Annotated in this window: 20 protein-coding genes and 1 pseudogene; 14 read left to right on the top strand and 7 right to left on the bottom strand. The window is 60.8% G+C overall.

Features of this window, described 5'->3' with window-relative positions:
• Window positions 1-225: 225 nt before the first annotated feature.
• Window positions 226-903 (bottom strand): MIP family channel protein, encoded by a 678-nt coding sequence (locus FJV77_RS31680; protein WP_112562434.1) that lies wholly within the window; start codon window positions 901-903, stop codon window positions 226-228.
• A gap of 314 nt (window positions 904-1217) precedes the next feature.
• Between FJV77_RS31680 and FJV77_RS31675 the strand changes: the two genes are divergently transcribed.
• From FJV77_RS31675 to FJV77_RS31665, 3 genes are all read left to right on the top strand, one after another.
• Complete coding sequence (locus FJV77_RS31675; RefSeq protein WP_142870263.1) at window positions 1218-2507, top strand: RsmB/NOP family class I SAM-dependent RNA methyltransferase; 1290 nt, start codon at window positions 1218-1220, stop codon at window positions 2505-2507.
• 142 nt (window positions 2508-2649) lie between these two features.
• Window positions 2650-3111, top strand: coding sequence for a PaaI family thioesterase (locus FJV77_RS31670; protein ID WP_142870262.1), 462 nt, complete (start codon window positions 2650-2652; stop codon window positions 3109-3111).
• Complete coding sequence (locus tag FJV77_RS31665) at window positions 3111-3746, top strand: 5'-methylthioadenosine/S-adenosylhomocysteine nucleosidase (protein WP_185970494.1); 636 nt, start codon at window positions 3111-3113, stop codon at window positions 3744-3746. The genes FJV77_RS31670 and FJV77_RS31665 overlap by 1 nt, the downstream gene beginning before the upstream one ends.
• A 9-nt stretch (window positions 3747-3755) precedes the next feature.
• Here the strand turns inward: FJV77_RS31665 and FJV77_RS31660 are convergent, their stop codons facing one another.
• Window positions 3756-4073: a hypothetical protein gene (locus FJV77_RS31660; RefSeq protein ID WP_142870260.1), complete on the bottom strand. Its 318-nt coding sequence runs from the start codon at window positions 4071-4073 to the stop codon at window positions 3756-3758.
• Window positions 4074-4132: 59 nt separating this feature from the next.
• On the opposite strand from FJV77_RS31660, the gene FJV77_RS31655 reads away from it, so the two are divergent.
• Window positions 4133-4639 carry a MarR family winged helix-turn-helix transcriptional regulator gene (locus FJV77_RS31655; protein WP_246691445.1) on the top strand — a complete coding sequence of 169 codons (507 nt, stop codon included), beginning with the start codon at window positions 4133-4135 and terminating at the stop codon, window positions 4637-4639.
• 55 nt (window positions 4640-4694) lie between these two features.
• Window positions 4695-6257, top strand: coding sequence for a glutamine-hydrolyzing GMP synthase (gene guaA / locus FJV77_RS31650; RefSeq protein ID WP_142870259.1), 1563 nt, complete (start codon window positions 4695-4697; stop codon window positions 6255-6257).
• Between the two features lie 358 nt (window positions 6258-6615).
• On the opposite strand, the gene FJV77_RS31645 is transcribed toward guaA, so the two are convergent.
• From FJV77_RS31645 to FJV77_RS31635, 3 genes are all read right to left on the bottom strand, one after another.
• Complete coding sequence (locus tag FJV77_RS31645) at window positions 6616-7713, bottom strand: hydantoinase B/oxoprolinase family protein (RefSeq protein WP_281408615.1); 1098 nt, start codon at window positions 7711-7713, stop codon at window positions 6616-6618.
• 56 nt (window positions 7714-7769) lie between these two features.
• On the bottom strand, window positions 7770-8006 hold the full coding sequence (locus tag FJV77_RS31640; protein ID WP_142870257.1) for a hypothetical protein: 237 nt from the start codon (window positions 8004-8006) through the stop codon (window positions 7770-7772).
• Between the two features lie 253 nt (window positions 8007-8259).
• A complete protein-coding gene (locus FJV77_RS31635) occupies window positions 8260-9450 on the bottom strand; it encodes an NADH-quinone oxidoreductase subunit D (protein ID WP_142870256.1) in 1191 nt (396 codons plus the stop codon).
• Between the two features lie 805 nt (window positions 9451-10255).
• Between FJV77_RS31635 and FJV77_RS31625 the strand changes: the two genes are divergently transcribed.
• The 9 genes and pseudogenes from FJV77_RS31625 to FJV77_RS33200 form a co-directional block, all read left to right on the top strand.
• On the top strand, window positions 10256-10507 hold the full coding sequence (locus FJV77_RS31625; protein WP_142870255.1) for a hypothetical protein: 252 nt from the start codon (window positions 10256-10258) through the stop codon (window positions 10505-10507).
• A gap of 181 nt (window positions 10508-10688) precedes the next feature.
• Window positions 10689-11363 (top strand): protein-L-isoaspartate(D-aspartate) O-methyltransferase, encoded by a 675-nt coding sequence (locus tag FJV77_RS31620; protein WP_142870254.1) that lies wholly within the window; start codon window positions 10689-10691, stop codon window positions 11361-11363.
• 857 nt (window positions 11364-12220) lie between these two features.
• Window positions 12221-12658 carry a hypothetical protein gene (locus FJV77_RS31615; RefSeq protein WP_142870253.1) on the top strand — a complete coding sequence of 146 codons (438 nt, stop codon included), beginning with the start codon at window positions 12221-12223 and terminating at the stop codon, window positions 12656-12658.
• 337 nt (window positions 12659-12995) lie between these two features.
• Window positions 12996-13310: a co-chaperone GroES gene (locus FJV77_RS31610; protein ID WP_142870252.1), complete on the top strand. Its 315-nt coding sequence runs from the start codon at window positions 12996-12998 to the stop codon at window positions 13308-13310.
• Between the two features lie 50 nt (window positions 13311-13360).
• Window positions 13361-15004 (top strand): chaperonin GroEL, encoded by a 1644-nt coding sequence (gene groL / locus FJV77_RS31605; protein ID WP_142870251.1) that lies wholly within the window; start codon window positions 13361-13363, stop codon window positions 15002-15004.
• Window positions 15005-15171: 167 nt separating this feature from the next.
• Window positions 15172-15537, top strand: a complete 366-nt coding sequence (locus tag FJV77_RS31595; protein ID WP_142870250.1) for a 4a-hydroxytetrahydrobiopterin dehydratase — start codon at window positions 15172-15174, stop codon at window positions 15535-15537.
• A 35-nt stretch (window positions 15538-15572) separates the two neighbouring features.
• Window positions 15573-15899, top strand: a complete 327-nt coding sequence (locus FJV77_RS31590; RefSeq protein WP_142870249.1) for an antibiotic biosynthesis monooxygenase family protein — start codon at window positions 15573-15575, stop codon at window positions 15897-15899.
• Between the two features lie 58 nt (window positions 15900-15957).
• Window positions 15958-16878 (top strand): complex I NDUFA9 subunit family protein, encoded by a 921-nt coding sequence (locus tag FJV77_RS31585; RefSeq protein ID WP_142870248.1) that lies wholly within the window; start codon window positions 15958-15960, stop codon window positions 16876-16878.
• A gap of 116 nt (window positions 16879-16994) precedes the next feature.
• Window positions 16995-17132 (top strand): annotated as a pseudogene (locus FJV77_RS33200) (IS3 family transposase); the annotation flags it as partial.
• 263 nt (window positions 17133-17395) lie between these two features.
• Here the strand turns inward: FJV77_RS33200 and FJV77_RS31575 are convergent.
• Window positions 17396-17818 carry a CBS domain-containing protein gene (locus FJV77_RS31575; protein ID WP_142870247.1) on the bottom strand — a complete coding sequence of 141 codons (423 nt, stop codon included), beginning with the start codon at window positions 17816-17818 and terminating at the stop codon, window positions 17396-17398.
• A gap of 141 nt (window positions 17819-17959) precedes the next feature.
• A complete protein-coding gene (locus FJV77_RS31570) occupies window positions 17960-18178 on the bottom strand; it encodes a DUF2934 domain-containing protein (RefSeq protein WP_142870246.1) in 219 nt (72 codons plus the stop codon).
• Window positions 18179-19020 lie beyond the last annotated feature (842 nt).

Raw genomic sequence — 19020 nt, 5'->3', positions numbered from 1 at the left:
CACCACACACCGCGCCCGGGCCGTGGCCCGCGCCTTCAGATTGATTACAAACCCCTCGGTTTTTGGCAGCAGTCAAAATCGAGGGGTTTTGATTCCAGTTTGTTCGCGATCTGAATCTGTGACGTTCCGTGAATCTGAAGCCGGTTGACCCTGCCGAGAGGTTTGTCAGCAGTCTGAGGGCGCGGGCCGTGGCCCGCGCCTTTTTGCATAATCAGTCTTCGAAAATCAGTCCTTTTCGAAGATGCGCGCCTTGGCGACGACGCCGGCAATGGCGCCACCGATCAGCGGCGCGACGATGAATAGCCAGAGCTGGCTGAGTGCGGCGCCGCCGGTAAACAGCGCCGGGCCGATCGAACGTGCCGGATTGACCGAGGTGCCGGTCACCGGGATCATGGCGAAGTGCAGCCCTGCCAAGGTCAGGCCGATGACCAGCCCGGCGAACGCCGTCGAGTGCTTTTCCGCGGTGACGCCGAGGATGACGGTGACGAAGGTAAAGGTGCCGATCAGCTCCCACAGGAAGGCCGAGCTCATCCCCCATTTCGCCACGTCCCAGCCATTGGCGCCGAAGCCGGTGGTGTGTCCGCCGGTCTGGCCGGAAACGATGATCCACAGCGCCAGCGAGGCCAGGATGGCGCCGATGACCTGCGCGATCCAATAGGGGATCACATCCTTGGCCGGCAGCCGGCCGGCAAGGAAGACACCGAGTGTGACGGCTGGATTGAGATGCGCGCCGGAAATCGGGCCGACCGCATAGGCAGCCGCAATCAGGCCGATGCCGAACGCCAGGCCGATGGCTTCCTGGCCGAGCGGCAGGTCGGCCAGGAAGCCGCCCGTCGCTACCGACGCCGTGCCGATGAACACCAACAGAAATGTCCCTAGAACTTCCGCAAGATACGTTTTCATTGCCCTCTCCTCGTATCGATCCGCGGGTCCGCGTTTTCTGCGCCGCGAATCATGCCGCAGAGAGTATTCCCAACGCAAAAGCTTGGAAAGCAGAGCAGTTGCGCCACAGGTCATGCTTGCGGCGGCCAATTTCCAACATTAGAGACCCTGCATCTATTTGGGATTTGTTGTCGCCGGCGGGCGGACATTTGCCGGCCGGGAAATTCGCCGACCGCGATCGGGGTGGCCTCGTTGCCGCGAATGCGAGCGGGGTTCAATCTCGACGTGAAAGGCTCTAAGAGCAAGCCGGGAAGCTTGATTGAATGGAATGACGGATGCGACTGGGTGGACGGCTGGCGGCAGCCATTGAAGTGCTGGAAGACATCGGCCGGCGCCATCGGCCGGTGGCCGATGCGCTGAAGGATTGGGGCCTGTCGCATCGTTTCGCCGGCGGCGGCGACCGCGCGGCGATCGGCAACATCGTCTACGACGCGCTGCGCCACAAGCGTTCCGCCGGCTGGCTGCTGGGTGAAGACACGCCACGTGCCATCGGCTTCGGTGCGCTGCTCATCGAATGGGGCCAGACGGCGCAATCGCTCAACGATGCGCTCGACGGCGACAAGTTCGCGCCGCCGCTGCTCAGTGCCGGCGAGTTGCAGGTGCTGGCCGAGCGCCGGCCTGAAGACGCGCCGGATGCGGTGCGGGCAGACGTGCCCGACTGGTGCGCGCCGCTGTTCGAACGAGCCTTTGGCGCAGGCTGGGTCGAGGAGGGCGCAGCTCTGGCCACTCGCCCGCCGCTCGATATAAGGGTAAACACGCTGCAGGCCGACCGCGCTAAGGTGCTGGTGGAACTCGCCGACACCGGCGCCAAACCGGCCGCTATCGCGCTGCAAGGCATCCGCATTCCGCCGATCGACGGCGATGGCCGGCACCCGAACGTGCAGGCGGAGCCGGCCTTCCAGAAAGGCTGGTTCGAAGTCCAGGACGAGGGCTCGCAGATCGTCGCCGCACTCGCCGGGGCACAAGCCGGCATGCAGGTGCTCGACTTCTGCGCCGGCGCCGGCGGCAAGACGCTGGCGCTGTCGGCGGCGATGGCCAACAAAGGCCAGGTCTTTGCCCACGATGCGGAAAAGGCGCGGCTGGCGCCGATCTTCGACCGCATCCGCCGTTCGGAAAACCGCAACGTGCAGGTGGTCACCAAGCCGGCCGAACTTAGCCCGCTCGCGGGCCATATGGACATCGTGCTCGTCGATGCGCCCTGCACCGGCAGCGGTACCTGGCGGCGCCGTCCCGATGCCAAATGGCGGCTGACACAGAGACAGCTCGATGCCCGCAAGGGCGAACAGTCGGCGATCCTCGATGCCGCCAAGGCGTATGTCAAACCAGGTGGCCTCTTGGCCTATATCACCTGTTCGGTGTTCGACGAGGAGAATGGCGAGCAGATCGCCGCCTTCAGCGAGCGTCACAAAGGCTTTGTCCCGGTCGATCATCGCGCACTCTGGGACGTCCAATTCCCCGGCCATGCGGCCGCCGCTCGGATCGGAAAAGCAGGCGACATCTCGCTGTCGCCGGCGCTCAGCGGCACCGACGGATTCTACTTCTGCGCGCTGCGCCGGGCGGCCTGAGCCTTGCCGCAAATCGGCTGACGCCAGCCGGCTTGCATTGCCTGGCGGCAGGGAAGCGCCGATTGCTGCAGTGCAGCAAAAGCATTTGCCTGCCGTTCCAGCCTCTGCGATAAGCTTCTGCAGATCAATCAGGGCGACAGCCATGACAGCAGCAAAGATCGTACCGGCTCCCGACTACGAGGATCGCGTCAAGGCGTCCTTCGCGCGCCAGCAGGCGATGGCGACCATCGGCGCCGAACTGACGCTGGTGACGCCGGGCATCATCGAGATCGAAATGCCCTATTCGGCGGCACTCACCCAGCAGCATGGTTTCCTGCACGCTGGTGTGATTTCGACGGCGCTGGACTCGGCCTGCGGCTACGCCGCGTTTTCGCTGATGCCGGAAAATTCCGGTGTGTTGACCATCGAGTTCAAGGTCAATCTTTTGGCGCCGGGCAGGGGCGAGCGTTTCCTGTTCCGCGGCTCGGTGACCAAGCCCGGCCGCACCATCATCGTCGCCGACGGCCAGGCCTATGCCTTTGCCGCCGACGGCGAGGCCAAGCTGATCGCCACAATGACCGGGACGATGATGACGGTGGTCGGGCGTGACGGGATTGCAGGCTGATGGCCAAAATTACGCGCATTGGCGGCAAAAATGTCCTCTTCGTCATGGCCGCGCAGGCTGAGTACGGTCCGCATCTGCAGAAACTGTTCACGCCGCTGATGACGGGCGTCGGCCCGGTCGAGGCAGGCGTGCGCCTCGGCGCCGAGCTGTCCTGGCTGAAATCCGAGAAGACGCTGCCCGATCTCGTCGTTTCGCTCGGCTCCGCCGGCAGCCGCACCCTTGAGCAGACGGAAATCTACCAGGCCGTCTCGGTCAGCTATCGCGACATCGACGCCTCGCCCTTCGGGTTCGAGAAGGGCGCGACGCCGTTCCTCGACCTGCCGGTGACTGTGCCACTGCCGTTCCGGATTCCCGACATCAAGGAGGCCAGCCTGTCGACCGGCGGCGCCATCATCACGGGCGGCGCCTATGACGCAATCACCGCCGATATGGTCGACATGGAGACCTTCGCTTGCCTGCGCGCCTGCCAGCTGTTCGCCATCCCGCTGATCGGCCTGCGCGGCATTTCCGACGGCGCGGTTGACCTGCGGCATGTTGGCGACTGGACTGAATATCTGCATGTCATCGACGAGAAGCTGGCGGATGCGGTCGGGCTGCTCGACCAAGCGATCGACGACGGTTTGCTCAGCGCCTGACTCTACTGATCAGGCCGCCAGGCTGGCGGGGTCGCCGAAATCGATGCGCGCGATGCGCCCGCGCACGGTTCCGGTAGCATCGACATAGTCGATTGCGCCGGTCGTGTGCTCGAGTTTCCAGGAACCGGCCGGGCCATCCGTCCATTCGACCTTGTAGCCGTCGTCCAGCAGGTTCCATTGGCCGTGGAAGCGGGTGCCGTCCGGCAGCAGCATGTGCGCCCTGTCTGCGGTTTCGTAGTGGATGAACGCGCTCTTGCCGCCCATGTCGATGACATGCGTGGTGCCGATCATGATAATGGCCAGCGTATCCTTGTTTAGAATGGTCATTGTTCCTGTCCGAGGTTTGAGTCCAAACGCACTCGACGCAAGGAAAATCGTCAAGTATCTTGACTATATGGAGTGAAGGCAAAGTGGTCAAGGAGCTTGACGAAAAAACCGAAGCACTGCCCGATCACATCGGTTGGCGCCTGTGGCAGGCGAGTCGCGCCTGGCAGGCCGAATTCGCCGCCGCAATGCGCGCTGCCGGTCACGGCTGGTTTACGGAAGCGCGCGCTGGGCTGCTGGGGCACATTGCCCGCGACGGGATTCGCCAGGCTGCTCTGATCGATCGCTCGGCGATCTCCAAGCAGGCGGTCCAGCAATTGCTCGACGGGCTGGAGGCGGAAGGCGTGGTGCAGCGCCTGCCCGATCCGCAGGATGGACGCGGCAAGCTTGTTGGCTATACGCGCAAGGGTCTGGCCGCTTTGCGCGACGGTGACAGCATCAAGCTGCAGATCGAACGGCGCTATGTCGAGCGCATCGGCCAGCAGCGCTTCGCAGCGCTGATGGACGCTTTACGGATCCTGGACGTGGGACCGGCGGCTGCCGCCGACAAAGACACCGAAGTTCAGTAACAGTGCGGCCTCGCAACCCATTGCGCCGACTCGTTTCTTTCTCTAAAGGCTCGCCATGACGACAGCCAATCATCCCGATACAGTCCTGATTGTCGATTTCGGCAGCCAGTTTACGCAGCTCATCGCCCGCCGCATCCGCGAGGCCGGCGTGTTTTCCGAGATCGTGCCGTTCCAATCGGCCGAAGCTGCCTTCACGCGCATAAATCCCAAAGCCGTGATCCTGTCTGGCGGTCCCGCCTCGACATCGGACATAGGCAGCCCGCGCGCGCCGCAGATCGTCTTCGATGCCGGCGTGCCGGTGCTCGGCATCTGTTACGGCCAGATGGCGCTGTGCGTGCAGATGGGCGGCGTTGCCGAAAGCTCAAACCATCGCGAATTCGGCCGCGCCTTCGTCGAGATCGAGAAGGACAGCCCGCTGTTCGAAGGCCTGTGGGCGCCCGGCCAGCGCCACCAGGTGTGGATGAGCCATGGCGACCGCGTCATCTCGCTGCCCAAGGGTTTTGAGGTCTTCGGCAAGTCGGAAGGCTCGCCCTTCGCCATCTTCGGCAATGTCGCGCGCAAGATGTACGGCATCATGTTCCACCCCGAAGTGGTTCATACGCCGGACGGCGCCAGGCTGCTCAGGAACTTCGTCCACAACATCGCCGGCATCGAAGGCGACTGGACCATGCGCGCCTATCGCGAGCATGCCGTCGAGACCATCCGCAAGCAGGTCGGCAAGGGCAAGGTCATTTGCGCGCTGTCGGGTGGTGTGGATTCTTCCGTCGCCGCGTTGTTGATCCACGAAGCGATCGGCGACCAGCTCACCTGCATCCTCGTCGACCATGGTCTGATGCGCAAGGATGAGGCCGCGGGCGTGGTGGCGATGTTCCGCCAGCACTACAATCTGCCGCTGATCCTGGTCGACGCTTCGGAAAAATTCATCTCGGCGCTGGAAGGCGAGTCCGACCCCGAGAAGAAGCGCAAGACCATCGGCCGGCTCTTCATCGAAGTGTTCGAGGAAGAGGCCAAGAAATTAGGCGGTGCCGATTTCCTGGCGCAAGGCACACTCTATCCCGACGTCATCGAAAGCGTCTCCTTCACCGGCGGCCCGTCGGTGACCATCAAGTCGCACCACAATGTCGGCGGCCTGCCGGCGCGCATGAACATGCAGCTGGTCGAGCCGCTGCGCGAGCTGTTCAAGGATGAGGTGAGGGCGCTCGGCAAGGAGCTCGGCCTGCCCGAAAGTTTTATTGGCCGCCATCCCTTCCCGGGCCCGGGCCTCGCCATCCGCTGCCCAGGCGGCATCACCCGCGAGAAGCTCGAGATCCTGCGCGAGGCCGACGCCATCTATCTCGACGAGATCCGCAAGGCCGGCCTCTACGACGCCATCTGGCAGGCTTTCGCCGTGCTTTTGCCGGTGCAGACCGTCGGCGTGATGGGCGACGGCCGCACCTACGAATTCGTCTGCGCGCTCCGCGCCGTCACCTCGGTCGACGGCATGACCGCCGACTTCTACCACTACGACATGAACTTCCTCGCCGCCGCCGCCACCCGCATCATCAACGAGGTCAAGGGCATCAACCGCGTCGTCTACGACGTGACTTCGAAGCCGCCAGGGACGATCGAGTGGGAGTAGGGGAAGTCGGCGGAAATAGCGCAGCTGCGCCGGGTTATCGCCGTTCGCTAGCGTGCCCGCGCCAATTGCCTTTGATCGCTTCCCGCGCTCCTTCCAAACAACGTGCAAGACTAAAACGTGGCTGACCGTGCAAGTAAAGCGCCGTCAGCACGGCGTAGGGCAATGGCGTGTAAATCGGTGGGGTCTGCTAGGCGCCCATCCACGATTTTCCATGATGGCGTGATTCCCCTGATCGAAATACCTAGCGTCAGCGTGCTACTGTTGTTCAGGAGCGCCAGATCTCGCACGCCCTCGACCTCCGCGGCGTCCATGCCGCTGCGATCACGCGTGTTGGCGGTGCGCGGCGCGATGAATCAAGCTAACTCCAGTGCGCTACAGTGCGTTTCTGGAACATTTCGCGGAACTGAGCGGTCGAATTGGGAAGCAATTCACCCGTCTTCCAGTCGAGGATCACAGCGTATTTGCGAATAACATCAAGCGTGTCGACGTCTCCAGCCTGAAACATCTTGGCCACCTCATTTGGATCGGTCCGCGCCCACCCATGCCGCGACGCACGGATGGTTTCGCGTTCCTTTTCCGTGGCAGCCACGTCGACGGCATATTCGCACAGATCCTTGTCGATCGTTTCCAGAACGACGCCGTAGTCTTTGCGTGCACGCTCCACCGAAACATATTCGTCAATCACATCCTCCTTGACCTGATCGGGGTCGCGCTGCAGGGGATCGCCGAACCCGCCGCCGCCCGCCGTCGGTCGCGAAAAGATGTCGCCTTCATTCAGCGCGACATCCGAGAACACGGAGCCCAGCCAATCGTCTTGTTGCGTGCCAGTTCGACGCAGCGTTAGTCCGTGCGGCATGGAGGGAAGTCCACCCTCAATACCCCAGACCACAGCGCGCTCACGGTCGCATATGTAGGAAATGACAGTCTTGTCGGCCTCAAGCAACACAGATGTTTTCTGAACGCCTACGCCGCCGCGCCATTTGCCTGGCCCGGCCGAGTCTGTGTTGATCTCAAACCGGGTTGTCAGGATCGGGTTGACCCTTTCTTGCCCCTCCACGGGCTGTGCCATGAGACCAGTACCAAAGCAGGCCGTGGTGACGTTGCAGCCATCCTTGCCGTTCCGTCCCCCCCATCCGCCCGGAAGCCAGTCGTAGGACATGAATATCGGTTTCTCTTCCTGCCGCCGGTCATAGCCGCCGGTCAGCAGATATTCGAGGTTGAAGGAGCAGGCGATGGCGCGCTCGGGTAGTATCTTCGACCATATCTCAAAGATCGCATTCATGATTTTTTCGAAGGGCATCAGGAAGCGCGTGACGGCGACCGGCCATTGAGCGCTGACGATGCTGTTGGCCGGTGCCGAAATCTCGAAGGTGCGATAGAAACCGCTGTTGAGCGGCAGGTCGGGGAAGAAGGTCTTCATTCCGGCCGCGACTGCGGAGAAAGTCGGGGCGACCACACAATGACCGCTCCTAGGCACTGCGTAACGATTGACAACCGAAGGTCGCGCCTCGTTCAACCCTTAGACTGTTTGAATCGCTCGCGCACTGCGGCGAGGCGTGTTTCCTTCGCCTGAAGATCCTGCATAGCGCCCTCCAGGTAATCGTATAGCGGAAGCCATGCCTCGCCTTGGCCGCCTCGCGCGACAATGATTTCTGCAACGCGGTCGAGAGCTCGTCCGATGCGCTCCGAGGTGACCGGACGACGAGTGGTCGAATACGGTCTCATGACTACACCTTCCTGCAAGGTCATCAGTTTAGCATCTCCTGTATGCGGATTTGCATCATGGGGGAAGGGATGCCGTCCTCGGAGGACGACCGGCCAGCAGGGCGATAAGTTGTTACCCCAAAAATGAAAGACGCCGCCCCCGTCTGCGCAGGTGACTTCTCAGGGCAGCAGGCCAGAGACCCACTCCCGGCGGGCCTTTTTTGCGCGACTTCGATAAACCACGGATGATCCTGCGATTGGAGGCCTATCTTCCAGCAGCCGAGATGTGCAACTCGGCTTAACGATCGATCTCTCCGAACACGATGTCGAGCGAACCAATGATCGCGGAGACATCGGCGATCATGTGGCCCCGACACAAGAAATCCATTGCCTGCAGATGGGCGAAGGAGGGTGCTCGGATCTTGCATCGGTACGGAACATTGCTGCCATCGGAAATCAGATATACGCCGAACTCACCCTTCGGTGCTTCGACCGCAGCGTATACCTCTCCGGCGGGCACGTGATGCCCTTCCGTGTAAAGTTTGAAATGATGGATCGTCGCTTCCATCGAGCGTTTCATCTCGGCACGCGACGGTGGCGTGATCTTTTGATTTGGAAGCGCGACCGGGCCCCGGCCTTCCGACGACCGTAATTTTTCCAGGCATTGCTTCATGATCCGCACCGACTGGCGCATTTCCTCCATGCGGACGAGATAGCGGTCATAGCAGTCCCCGTTCTTGCCGATGGGAATGTCGAAATCCATCTCGGGGTAACATTCATATGGCTGCGCCTTGCGCAAATCCCAGGCCGCGCCCGATCCGCGTACCATCACGCCGGAGAAGCCCCAAGCCCAGGCATCGTCAAGACCGATCACGCCGATATCGACGTTGCGTTGCTTGAAGATGCGGTTGTCTGTGAGCAGCACTTCGAGATTGTCGCAGACCTTGAGGAACGGGTCACAGAAATCCCAGATGTCGTCCAGAAGCTTCGGAGGCAGATCCTGATGCACGCCGCCGACCCGGAAATAATTCGCGTGCATGCGGGCGCCGGAAGCGCGCTCGTAGAAGACCATCAGCTTCTCGCGCTCGGCAAAACCCCAGAGCGGCGGGGTCAGCGCACCGATATCCATGGCTTGCGTCGTCACATTGAGAAGGTGCGACAGAAGCCGGCCGATTTCGCAAAAAAGGACACGGATGAGCTGTCCGCGCCTGGGAACCGATATTTCGAGCAGCTTCTCGGCGGCGAGGCAGAATGCATGCTCCTGATTCATCGGCGCGACGTAGTCGAGCCGGTCGAAATAGGGCAGGGCCTGCAGATAGTTCTTGTGCTCTATGAGCTTCTCGGTCCCGCGATGGAGCAGGCCGATATGCGGATCGACGCGGTTGACGACCTCGCCATCGAGTTCAAGCACGAGCCGCAAGACACCATGCGCGGCCGGATGCTGCGGTCCGAAATTGATGGTGAAGTTGCGAATTGCGGCCTCGGCCATGGCGATCCTTCCGGCCTCGTAGTTCGCAGTCGATCTCGAATGCCCGATGCAAAGTGCGGCGCCTGACCGACGATCAAATCAAGTCGTCGTCTGGGCCATCGTCACCGATGTTGGCAGCGACCACATGCGACGAATCCAGCCCGACCGCTGCCGACATCGACACGGCAGGTGGCGTCGCATCGATCGAACCTTGCAGGATATACTACTCTTCCGAGCTCGTTTGGGTAATCACGGCATCGACCTCCGATCTAATTTCCGGAGGCAAATCCTCGATGTCGATGACCGCTACGCTCGTGAAGCCTGGTCACACAAAGTTGGCGGAGCCTGGGTTACATCTGGGGGAAGTTGCGCGCCCGGGGATTGAGCGTAAACTGCCGACGCCACGCCGAGTGCCAAAAGGACGGCGATTGTCGTCAGCATGCGCATGATCTTTCCGTCCCCGTTTGCTCAAAGGAGGATCATCTTGATGGCAACAAAGAGTATCCCTTAGTTGTGGCCCTCGGCCGCCATAGATGTGCCCCAATGGTGAAAGCCGTGCCTCGGAGCTGTTGCCTTGGACATGTAAATCGTGAGACCGGTAATTTTGCTGGGGTAGTGTCTACAGGGATTGGCAGCAAGGTCCGATCCAACACGGTCGTTTTCGTCATGGAGGCGACGATCGAATGGATTACCTCGATCAAGGGGCGGAATTTACCCCAGCAAATTACCGGTCTCCCCCCGAGGATGGGCCGAACGCCTTGCCAGGAAACTCAGGCTCCGATGAGATAGCAGGGCTCCGAAAGCTCACGGCTTCGGAGCAGGTAAGGTGCCGATCCGCATCGGCGCCACTCCATTCACCGCACGGGCGCCAACCGGCCCCCGTTATCCCTCCACAATAGCGCTGCTGGCTCGCCCAGATTCGGGCATCGTCAATCACCAGATCACGCACGATCAGCACGGGAAGGAGCCGGTGAGCGACAGCGCAGGGTTCGGCGTCGTTTTGGCCTTCGGCCCATTGGTGCTCAACTGGCTGGCGATCCGCTATATCGATGTTGTCGCCTGGCTGGCGAGCTTCTGATGCGCACGCCGTTTCACCCCCCGGTGCGAGGAACGGGAGAGCAACAAGGACGGCGACGAAATAGCAGGGCGGTACAACCCGCTCCAACCGAAGCCGCGTTCTCGACGATATGGTTACTGTGACAAGACGAAGAGGTTATAAGGCTATCAGGCAGCAGACTGGTTGAGGAACGCCCACCGTCATGAAGCCGATGAACGAAGAGCACCTCGCGGTTCTACGCAGGCATATGGTCGAGGTGATTGCAATCCATGCCGACCTTGCAAGCGAAGAACTCGGCAAGGCGACGCTCGATGAGCGGGTGATGGCAGCGATGCGGCGGGTGCCACGGCATCTCTTCGTTCCAGCCGTGGTCGCGCCTTATGCCTACCAGGACATGCCGCTGCCGATCGGCTTCGATAAGACCATCTCGCAGCCCTTCATCGTCGCTCTCATGACCGATCTCCTTGCTCCCCAACCGCACGAGGCAGTGCTCGAGATCGGCACCGGCCTGGGCTACCAAACCGCAATCCTCGCGGAACTCGCCTCGCAGGTTTGGAGCGTCGAAATCATCGAGGAATTCGCAAGCGATGCCGAGGCTCTCCTGCAGGGCCTCGGCACCTCCAATGTCGGCATTCGTGTCGGAGACGGGTCTCGCGGCTGGCCTGAGCACGCCCCATTCGACAAGATCCTGATCACGGTGGCGGCTGAGCCGACGCCGCCGGCTTTGCTTGAGCAGCTCAAGCCAGGGGGGCGCATGGTTCTGCCTGTGGGATCTGAAAAAGTACAGTTGTTGACTGTCATCGACAAGGATGCGGCAGGGCAACTCAAGACTCGGAAACTCATCCCGGTTCGGTTCAGTCGGCTCGAAACGGTCTAATTAGGGGTGCAACTGCGCGGAGCTGTGCTGGAAGATCAGGATAACGCGCGCCGCATCGATCACACGGCCGCTGGATGGCATCGCCGATCTTTTGACATCCATGGCGCAACGCTAACTCGTCGAGCACGCCTGCAGCAGCCGGTCGCAGCCGCTGGCGATCATGCCGGCGCGGTCGAAGTGCGCGCTTCTCAAAGACCCTTATCCAGCCTGTTTGCCTATCAGAGGGCAAATGGGTCGCTCATCTCTAAAGGTCGAAGGAAGGGACACCTGATTGGCTGTTTCGCTGGTTCGGCTACCATCCTGACGACGCACAGCCTGGATCGTTTTTGAGATGGCTTCCGCTCAACTTGTTGGACGGACCGGTCTTTGGATCGCGCGCAATCCGGAACACTCCGCCATCGGGCCAGGTAACTTCGACAATGGTTTCGACACGGACAAACTGCGATCCTACGGAGTAGCCAGGGCCAGGTCGTGCCGGAAATCGTACACTGGAGCCACAAGGGCCCAACGACCGGGCGGAGAACTCGCATCAGCCCGGCCTTCGGCGGTTTCGAAGCTAAACTGCCACTCCCTTGATCCCGCTGCCCGGCCAGCAATGGAGCCGGGCCACTCGAGCACGGACTCTGCCCGTCGATCACCTCGATCGGCACGGACTCCAGACCGACATCCGTCGAACAGCCGCGCATTTGACCGCGTTCGCCAAATTAATGGCCGGATCTTTGCGAAGCCTCCACATCTTCGTGAACGAAGCCCTCCAGGCATCATCGTGATTGGACTTCACGATCCGTTAGAGTCACGCTGCCCTCATGTATAAGTAGGAAATGGGTGGACCAACTATCGCCGAATAGGAGGCCAACATGAAGCACCAGACGCTTGAGCACTTGCAGATCGTCGCCGAGGTCGATCAGGACTACCCGCGCCAGGCCATGTCGCGCAGCGAACGTCTTGAACGCTGGGTGGAGCTCCTCGAACGGAACCCTGACCGGCGCCTCTCGACGCTGCCTCAGACTGAGTACCAGCCGGCCAATGCGCGCGCGATCATGCGCGGCGACGACACGCCGATTTCTATCGCTTTCCATGATCATGTCCTCCGCGCCGCCGGGTTGGAAAACGACAACTACGGCGAAGCGAAGCGGTTCTTCGAGCTGACCGACAGGCAATTGCATGAGATCATCTGCTATTGTCATTTTGGCGCAACGGTGACCGCCGCAACGGCCGCCCGTCACATCCGTGCGGTGCGTACCGGGAGACAGCCCGGCATCTTCGCTCGGTTGCGCGACGCGTTCGTCGGATAAAGCCGGCGCCGTTTCACAGCATTTTTGAAGCGGCTCGCATGGAAAGCCGCCGCCGCAGCGCAGGCAAGCGCTCCCCACGCGGGGAGGCTGCGTTGCATGAGGGATGGTGCGGTCATGATTATCCAAGGTCCTTTTCGAGAGCGGCGTCAAGGTCTGCTGGGCTGAGCTGCACCATCTGTCGCGCCGAACTCTGCAGGGCGATTGCCGGCAGGTGAATGAACGCGCCGACGCGTCGCCAGGCAAGCCTGGAAAATTTGGCACTCCTATCATTCGAGTGCCAAAGGGGCTATGTTAAGTGTTGCACTCGCTCTATGTGCGGCGGCAGAAAGAACCCCCAATGAAATTCCGACCACTCCACGACCGCGTCGTCATTCGGCGCGCTGAAGGCGACAACAAATCCAAGGGCGGAATCATCATTCCAGACACCGCCAAGGAAAAGCCGCAGGAAGGCGAAGTCATCGCCGTCGGCCCAGGCTCGCGTGACGAAAGCGGCGCGCTGATCCCACTCGACGTCAAGGCCGGCGATCTCATCCTGTTCGGCAAATGGTCCGGCACCGAGGTCAAGATCGACGGCGAGGATCTCCTGATCATGAAGGAGAGCGACATTATGGGCGTCGTCGAGAAGACCAAAGCGGCCAAGAAAGCCGCCTGACCGGGCGATTTGCGCTCTCCTAATTTCTAGACTGAACTGGACGTAAAATCATGTCTGCCAAGGAAATCAAATTCGCTACCGATGCCCGCGACCGCATGCTGCGCGGTGTCGAGATCCTCAACAATGCCGTGAAGGTGACGCTCGGCCCCAAGGGCCGCAACGTCATCATCGACAAGGCCTATGGCGCGCCGCGCATCACCAAGGACGGGGTCGCCGTCGCAAAGGAAATCGAGCTTTCCGACAAGTTCGAGAACATGGGCGCGCAAATGGTGCGCGAAGTGGCCTCGAAGACCAACGACCTCGCCGGCGACGGCACGACGACAGCGACGGTGCTTGCCGCTTGCATTCTGCGCGAAGGCACCAAATTTGTTGCCGCCGGCATGAATCCGATGGATCTCAAGCGCGGCATCGACCTTGCTGTGGCTGCCGTGGTGAAGGACATTCAAGCCCGGGCCAGGAAAGTCAAATCCTCGGACGAGATCGCGCAGGTCGGCACAATCGCCGCCAATGGCGACGAGTCGGTCGGCAAGATGATCGCCAAGGCGATGGACAAGGTCGGCAATGACGGCGTCATCACCGTCGAGGAAGCCAAGACCGCCGACACCGAACTCGACGTCGTCGAGGGCATGCAGTTCGATCGCGGCTATCTCTCACCCTATTTCGTCACCAATGCCGACAAGATGCGCGTCGAGCTCGAAGACCCCTATGTGCTCATCCACGAGAAGAAACTCGGCAATCTGCAGGCGATGCTGCCGATCCTCGAAGCGGTCGTACAAAGCGGCAAGCCGCTGCTGATCATCTCCGAGGACGTCGAAGGCGAGGCACTGGCGACGTTGGTCGTCAACAAGCTGCGCGGCGGCCTGAAGGTCGCGGCGGTCAAGGCGCCGGGCTTCGGTGACCGCCGCAAGGCGATGCTGGAAGACATTGCGGTGCTCACCGCCGGCCAGATGATTTCCGAGGACCTCGGCATCAAGCTCGAGAACGTCACGATCGACATGCTGGGCCGCGCCAAGCGCGTGCTGATCGAAAAGGACACGACCACGATCATCGACGGCGCCGGCGAGAAAGCCACCATCCAGGCGCGCGTCCAGCAGATCAAGTTGCAGATCGAGGAAACCACCTCCGACTACGACAAGGAGAAGCTGCAGGAACGCCTGGCGAAGCTCTCCGGCGGCGTCGCGGTCATTCGCGTCGGCGGCGCCACCGAGACGGAAGTCAAGGAAAAGAAGGACCGCATCGACGACGCGCTGAACGCCACGCGTGCGGCGGTGGAAGAAGGCATCGTTCCGGGTGGTGGCGTGGCGTTGCTGCGCGCCAGGTCGGCGCTTAACGGGCTGACGGGAGCCAATGCCGATGTGACGGCCGGCATTTCGATCGTGCTGAGGGCGCTCGAAGCCCCCATCCGCCAGATCGCCGAGAATTCCGGCGTCGAAGGCTCGATCGTCGTGGGAAAACTGATGGACACAAAGGACCCCAATCAGGGCTTCGATGCTCAGACCGAACTCTACGTCGACATGATCAAGGCCGGTATCGTCGACCCCGCCAAGGTCGTTCGGACGGCCCTGCAGGATGCCGGCTCGATTGCCGCGCTCCTGATCACCGCTGAAGCAATGATCGCGGACATTTCGCAGAAGGATGCGCCCGCTATGGGTGGCGCAGGAGGTATGGGCGGAATGGGCGGAATGGACTACTGAGCGGCGCCTGGAACTATAGCCAGGACGACGGAAGGCCAGCACGCGGGCACATGCGAGCCGATATCTTGGCGATCATCGCCTCGCTCGACATCGTGTTCGGGGAGATCAATCGATAGGCGCTCGTCGCTGTCGTTTTTGCTGCTAAAAATAGTCTTGGAGACAAGAACATGACCGATACTCTTGCCAAGAAAACATGTACGCCTTGTCGCGGCGGCGTCCCGCCGCTCACGCGTGATGAAGCCCAACGCTTCCAGGCACAGGCTCCAGATTGGGAGCTTGGTGACGATGCCCACCGCATCCAACGGAGCTTTCGATGCCGCAATTTCCGGGACGCGCTCGCCCTTGTTCAGGAGATCGGTGAGCTCGCCGAAACCGAAGGCCATCACCCCGACATCAGCTTCGGCTGGGGTTATGTGACGGTTTCCCTGAGCACCAAGAAGATCAAAGGACTGCACGAGAACGATTTCATCATGGCGAGCAAGATCGATCGGGTGCTCGATCGCTCGGGGGGGCCCCACGACCGCCAGCAGTGACACGGCAAATCCATTGCCATCAAGTGAGGTCGTTTATGCCACACATCCGAACCGACAATCAGCGCGTCACCCAAATCACCATCGTCGATTCTGAACCGGACAAGCAGGCCGAGGCATTGTCCGTCATGACCGAGCGAGCGCGCTTTATGGCGCGCCAGCCTGGCTTCATCTCAATCAGCCTGCATCGCAGCCTCGACGGGCGGCGCATCGTCAACTACGTCCAATGGCAGAATCGCGATCTGCTGCGATCGGCTCATCAGTCGCCGGAATTCCGCAAGGAGTGGGGTCATTTCGATCAGTTGACGGACGAGATCGATCCCAATCTGTACGAGGTAGCCCAAGTGATAGATAGTGGTCAGTAGGTGTGCCGCCCACATGACCTGAACCGCCGGGTCGAGATGAGCTGACAAAGTCTAAGCCATGGCTGCCATGAACCATCGCGTCGTCACCGTGTTCGGTGGAACCGGGTTTCTCGGCCGCCGCGTTGTTCGGCATCTCCGCGATGGTGAGTTTTTCGTTCGGATTGCATCAAGACATCCGGAACGGGCCAAGAAGCTGTTTGGTTCTGATGATCCGCAACTTCAATCGGTCGAAGCCAATATCCACGATGAGCGGGCGATCGCCGATGCACTTGCCGGTGCTTACGGTGTTGTAAATGCGGTCAGTCTTTATGTCGAACAGGGACAGGAGACCTTTCATTCCGTGCATGTCGAGTCAGCCCGGCGGGTTGCAGCCCAAGCACACCGAGCTGGCGTCGAACGGCTCGCTCACGTTTCAGGAATCGGCTCCGACGCTGCCTCGCCTTCGCTCTATATCCGCAAGCGTGGCGAAGGCGAACTGGCGGTCCGGGCCGCGTTTGCAGACGCCACACTCATCCGCCCCGCAGTGATGTTCGGACCGGACGACGCGTTCCTCACCACCATCCTCAAGCTGCTCGGCCGGCTTCCAATCTATCCGATGTTCGGCCGCGGCCTCACGAGATTGCAGCCGGCCTATGTGGAAGATGTGGCGGAGGCGATCGCAAGGGCGCTGCAGGGTACGGAAACGCATCCAATCACGTATGAGTTCGGCGGTCCCCGCATTTACTCCTACAAGGAATTTCTCGGAGTCGTTGCGCACCAAGCCGGTCTTAAGCCCAAACTGATTCCAATCCCATTTGCCGCTTGGCACGCGCTGGCTTGGTTCGCCGAAATGCTCCCGAGCCCGCCCGTCACTCGGAATCAAGTGGAACTGATGCAGGTCGACAACGTGTCATCGCCGGAGATGCCGGGATTTGGAGAACTTGGAATTTCGCCGTACTCGGTCGAGGAAATGCTCCAGGAGATATTGTGGGATCACTGATTCAAGAGCTTCTTCGGCTAGCGCGCTCGCGCCAAAGGGGAACGACAAGGGCAAGGTTGAGGGCATAGTGAAGTATGCCCGCTCGAAACTTCATGACGCCGATCCCGGCGGCGAGCGTCGATGAGGCTTCGGTCTATCGTCTGCTCAAGGCGCACGACCTAATCAACAGTCCGGCCTTCATCGTCATGAAGGCTGCCAACGAGTTCAAGGACAAGACGACGGCCCCTAACCAGCTATGGCAGACCGACTTCACCGAAAGCTGGCTGGATCGCGTTAAAGGCAACCGCATGCAGCCACTGCAAGCAGAGGGTGCAATTTTGCGCGAGGCGAGGGCGGACCGAGTGCGCTCCGATATTTGCCGCTGCTCCTTCTCCGCCAGAGCGGCGTACAGGTGCAGTATAAGTTCGTCCTGCAAACGCGGCATTTCCAAGGATGCAGCCGACAGTTGCGGTTGGGTTCCGCAATCGTCGGAACCGAAGCCCGACGGGTATCGACTATCCGCCGGGGAGCCACTCTTTCAGTGGTGATGGGCGGAAACGCTCTTGACGTATTCGGACACCAGTTCCATCGGCGCCGACTGACCGAGGTCGCCCACGCTAAGGATGCCGACCATCCGCATATTCTTGTTGATCACCGGCAACCTGCGGATTTTTAGTTCCTCCATGTGCTGCATGGCCTTGGCCAGATCGTCGTCTTCGCGGCAGCAGTGAATGCCGGCAGTCATGACATCGCGCGCCGTCGCGGTACGGCTGTCGAAACCATCCTCCGCCAGTCCTTTGCAGACGATGTCGCGGTCGGTCACCATTCCGATCAACCGGTCGTTCTCTCCGATAGGAATCGAGCCAATATCCTGGGCTCGCATCATCTTCGCTAGTTCGGTGACAGGGGTTTCGGGGCTGACCCAGTCGACACCCTTGTGCATTGCGTCTTTGACTTTCATAGCGGACTCCCTTGCTGGTTGCCCCGCCGCTGTGTTTCATCTTACCGCGGACGGGGTTTGGCTGCCAGAGGTCGTCGATCTGTACTCGCAATCGGTGCGGCAGGTGATCGAGGCCCCCAGCCTCGCGCCGGGGTTTTCGTTTCATGGCTGCCCTTTCGCATCCTTTGACCGCTTTGCGATGGCTGGACCTGCGCCGGCAGACTGCTGTGTGTCCGACGAATCTTTCCGCAGGTCCGCTTCGTCGATCTCGTTCATTGCCTGTTCCCAAAAACGCAAGTCGGCGCCATGGGGCTTCCCTTCGATTTCCCAAAGCGCATATGCACGTTGGCGGATGCGATCTTCTCTGTTCTGATCGACCATCGATTCCTCCCGATGTTCATTTGGCTCGAAAGGAACGCTTCCGCGGCCGAAACGATCCACACCGCCTGCAGCATTTCCTTGGGTTTCAGACCCACAGACACACTTCGCCCTGTCAAGACGTGCACCAGCCGCCGGGGCAACGCTAATCAAGTTGGCTCCCTTCCACAGCGGCCCGATTGTTCGCTTTTACAGAAGATACGAAAACGCCGCTCGACCGGAAGGAGCGGCGTTTACCAAGCGTGGTGTCCTACCCTAGACGAAACCCCGAAGCGGGGTTTCTAATATTTTTCGGCGCGGGCTTGCGGCTCCACTGAAAACCGTGGCGGAGAAGTTAGGCGACAGGGCCAGCGTCTGCCGTTACGGCGAGTCAGGATATCGTTGCATCATCGCCGTTCCGGGCCGCGTCGAACGCGACCGGTCGATTGATGACGTTGCTGACGGCAGAACCAGCGAGTGTGCGCGTCACGGAAGCCGGAAAGCAGCGGTCGTTCAATTACGGAATTCGGATGGAATTGTATCGACTCCGACTATGCTTGCACACCCTGCAAAGCTGCGCCGATGGCGCTTGCAAGGACGACAGGAAAACACCACGTACAGACTGATAGCGAACAAGCTGGAAACGTCGGTTCAAGTCCGACGGCCCCGACCAAATCGGGGTTTCGTCTAGGGTAGGACACCACACTTGGTAAACGCCGCTCCCTTCCGGTCGAGCGGCGTTTTCGTATCTTCTGTAAAAAGGCAACAAACGGCCCGCATTGTGGAAAGGCTAAAGCGTGTCGCTATTAATTGGCCTCATATCCGGCAGCCTTGAAGAAGTTTCTGCATTCGGCTGGCTCGAACAG

The organism is Mesorhizobium sp. WSM4306 (genome assembly GCF_007003975.1).
GTDB lineage: Bacteria > Pseudomonadota > Alphaproteobacteria > Rhizobiales > Rhizobiaceae > Mesorhizobium.
This window is presented reverse-complemented; position numbering and strand designations above follow the sequence as displayed.

Bases quoted from the DNA above. Each gene is read 5' to 3' on its own strand.
- FJV77_RS31680 (WP_112562434.1), bottom strand. From the start codon at position 903: ATGAAAACGTATCTTGCGGAAGTTCTAGGGACATTTCTGTTGGTGTTC.
- FJV77_RS31675 (WP_142870263.1), top strand. From the start codon at position 1,218: ATGCGACTGGGTGGACGGCTGGCGGCAGCCATTGAAGTGCTGGAAGAC.
- FJV77_RS31670 (WP_142870262.1), top strand. From the start codon at position 2,650: ATGACAGCAGCAAAGATCGTACCGGCTCCCGACTACGAGGATCGCGTC.
- FJV77_RS31665 (WP_185970494.1), top strand. From the start codon at position 3,111: ATGGCCAAAATTACGCGCATTGGCGGCAAAAATGTCCTCTTCGTCATG.
- FJV77_RS31660 (WP_142870260.1), bottom strand. From the start codon at position 4,073: ATGACCATTCTAAACAAGGATACGCTGGCCATTATCATGATCGGCACC.
- guaA (WP_142870259.1), top strand. From the start codon at position 4,695: ATGACGACAGCCAATCATCCCGATACAGTCCTGATTGTCGATTTCGGC.
- FJV77_RS31640 (WP_142870257.1), bottom strand. From the start codon at position 8,006: ATGACCTTGCAGGAAGGTGTAGTCATGAGACCGTATTCGACCACTCGT.
- FJV77_RS31635 (WP_142870256.1), bottom strand. From the start codon at position 9,450: ATGGCCGAGGCCGCAATTCGCAACTTCACCATCAATTTCGGACCGCAG.
- FJV77_RS31620 (WP_142870254.1), top strand. From the start codon at position 10,689: ATGAAGCCGATGAACGAAGAGCACCTCGCGGTTCTACGCAGGCATATG.
- FJV77_RS31615 (WP_142870253.1), top strand. From the start codon at position 12,221: ATGAAGCACCAGACGCTTGAGCACTTGCAGATCGTCGCCGAGGTCGAT.
- FJV77_RS31610 (WP_142870252.1), top strand. From the start codon at position 12,996: ATGAAATTCCGACCACTCCACGACCGCGTCGTCATTCGGCGCGCTGAA.
- groL (WP_142870251.1), top strand. From the start codon at position 13,361: ATGTCTGCCAAGGAAATCAAATTCGCTACCGATGCCCGCGACCGCATG.
- FJV77_RS31595 (WP_142870250.1), top strand. From the start codon at position 15,172: ATGACCGATACTCTTGCCAAGAAAACATGTACGCCTTGTCGCGGCGGC.
- FJV77_RS31590 (WP_142870249.1), top strand. From the start codon at position 15,573: ATGCCACACATCCGAACCGACAATCAGCGCGTCACCCAAATCACCATC.
- FJV77_RS31585 (WP_142870248.1), top strand. From the start codon at position 15,958: ATGGCTGCCATGAACCATCGCGTCGTCACCGTGTTCGGTGGAACCGGG.
- FJV77_RS31575 (WP_142870247.1), bottom strand. From the start codon at position 17,818: ATGAAAGTCAAAGACGCAATGCACAAGGGTGTCGACTGGGTCAGCCCC.
- FJV77_RS31570 (WP_142870246.1), bottom strand. From the start codon at position 18,178: ATGGTCGATCAGAACAGAGAAGATCGCATCCGCCAACGTGCATATGCG.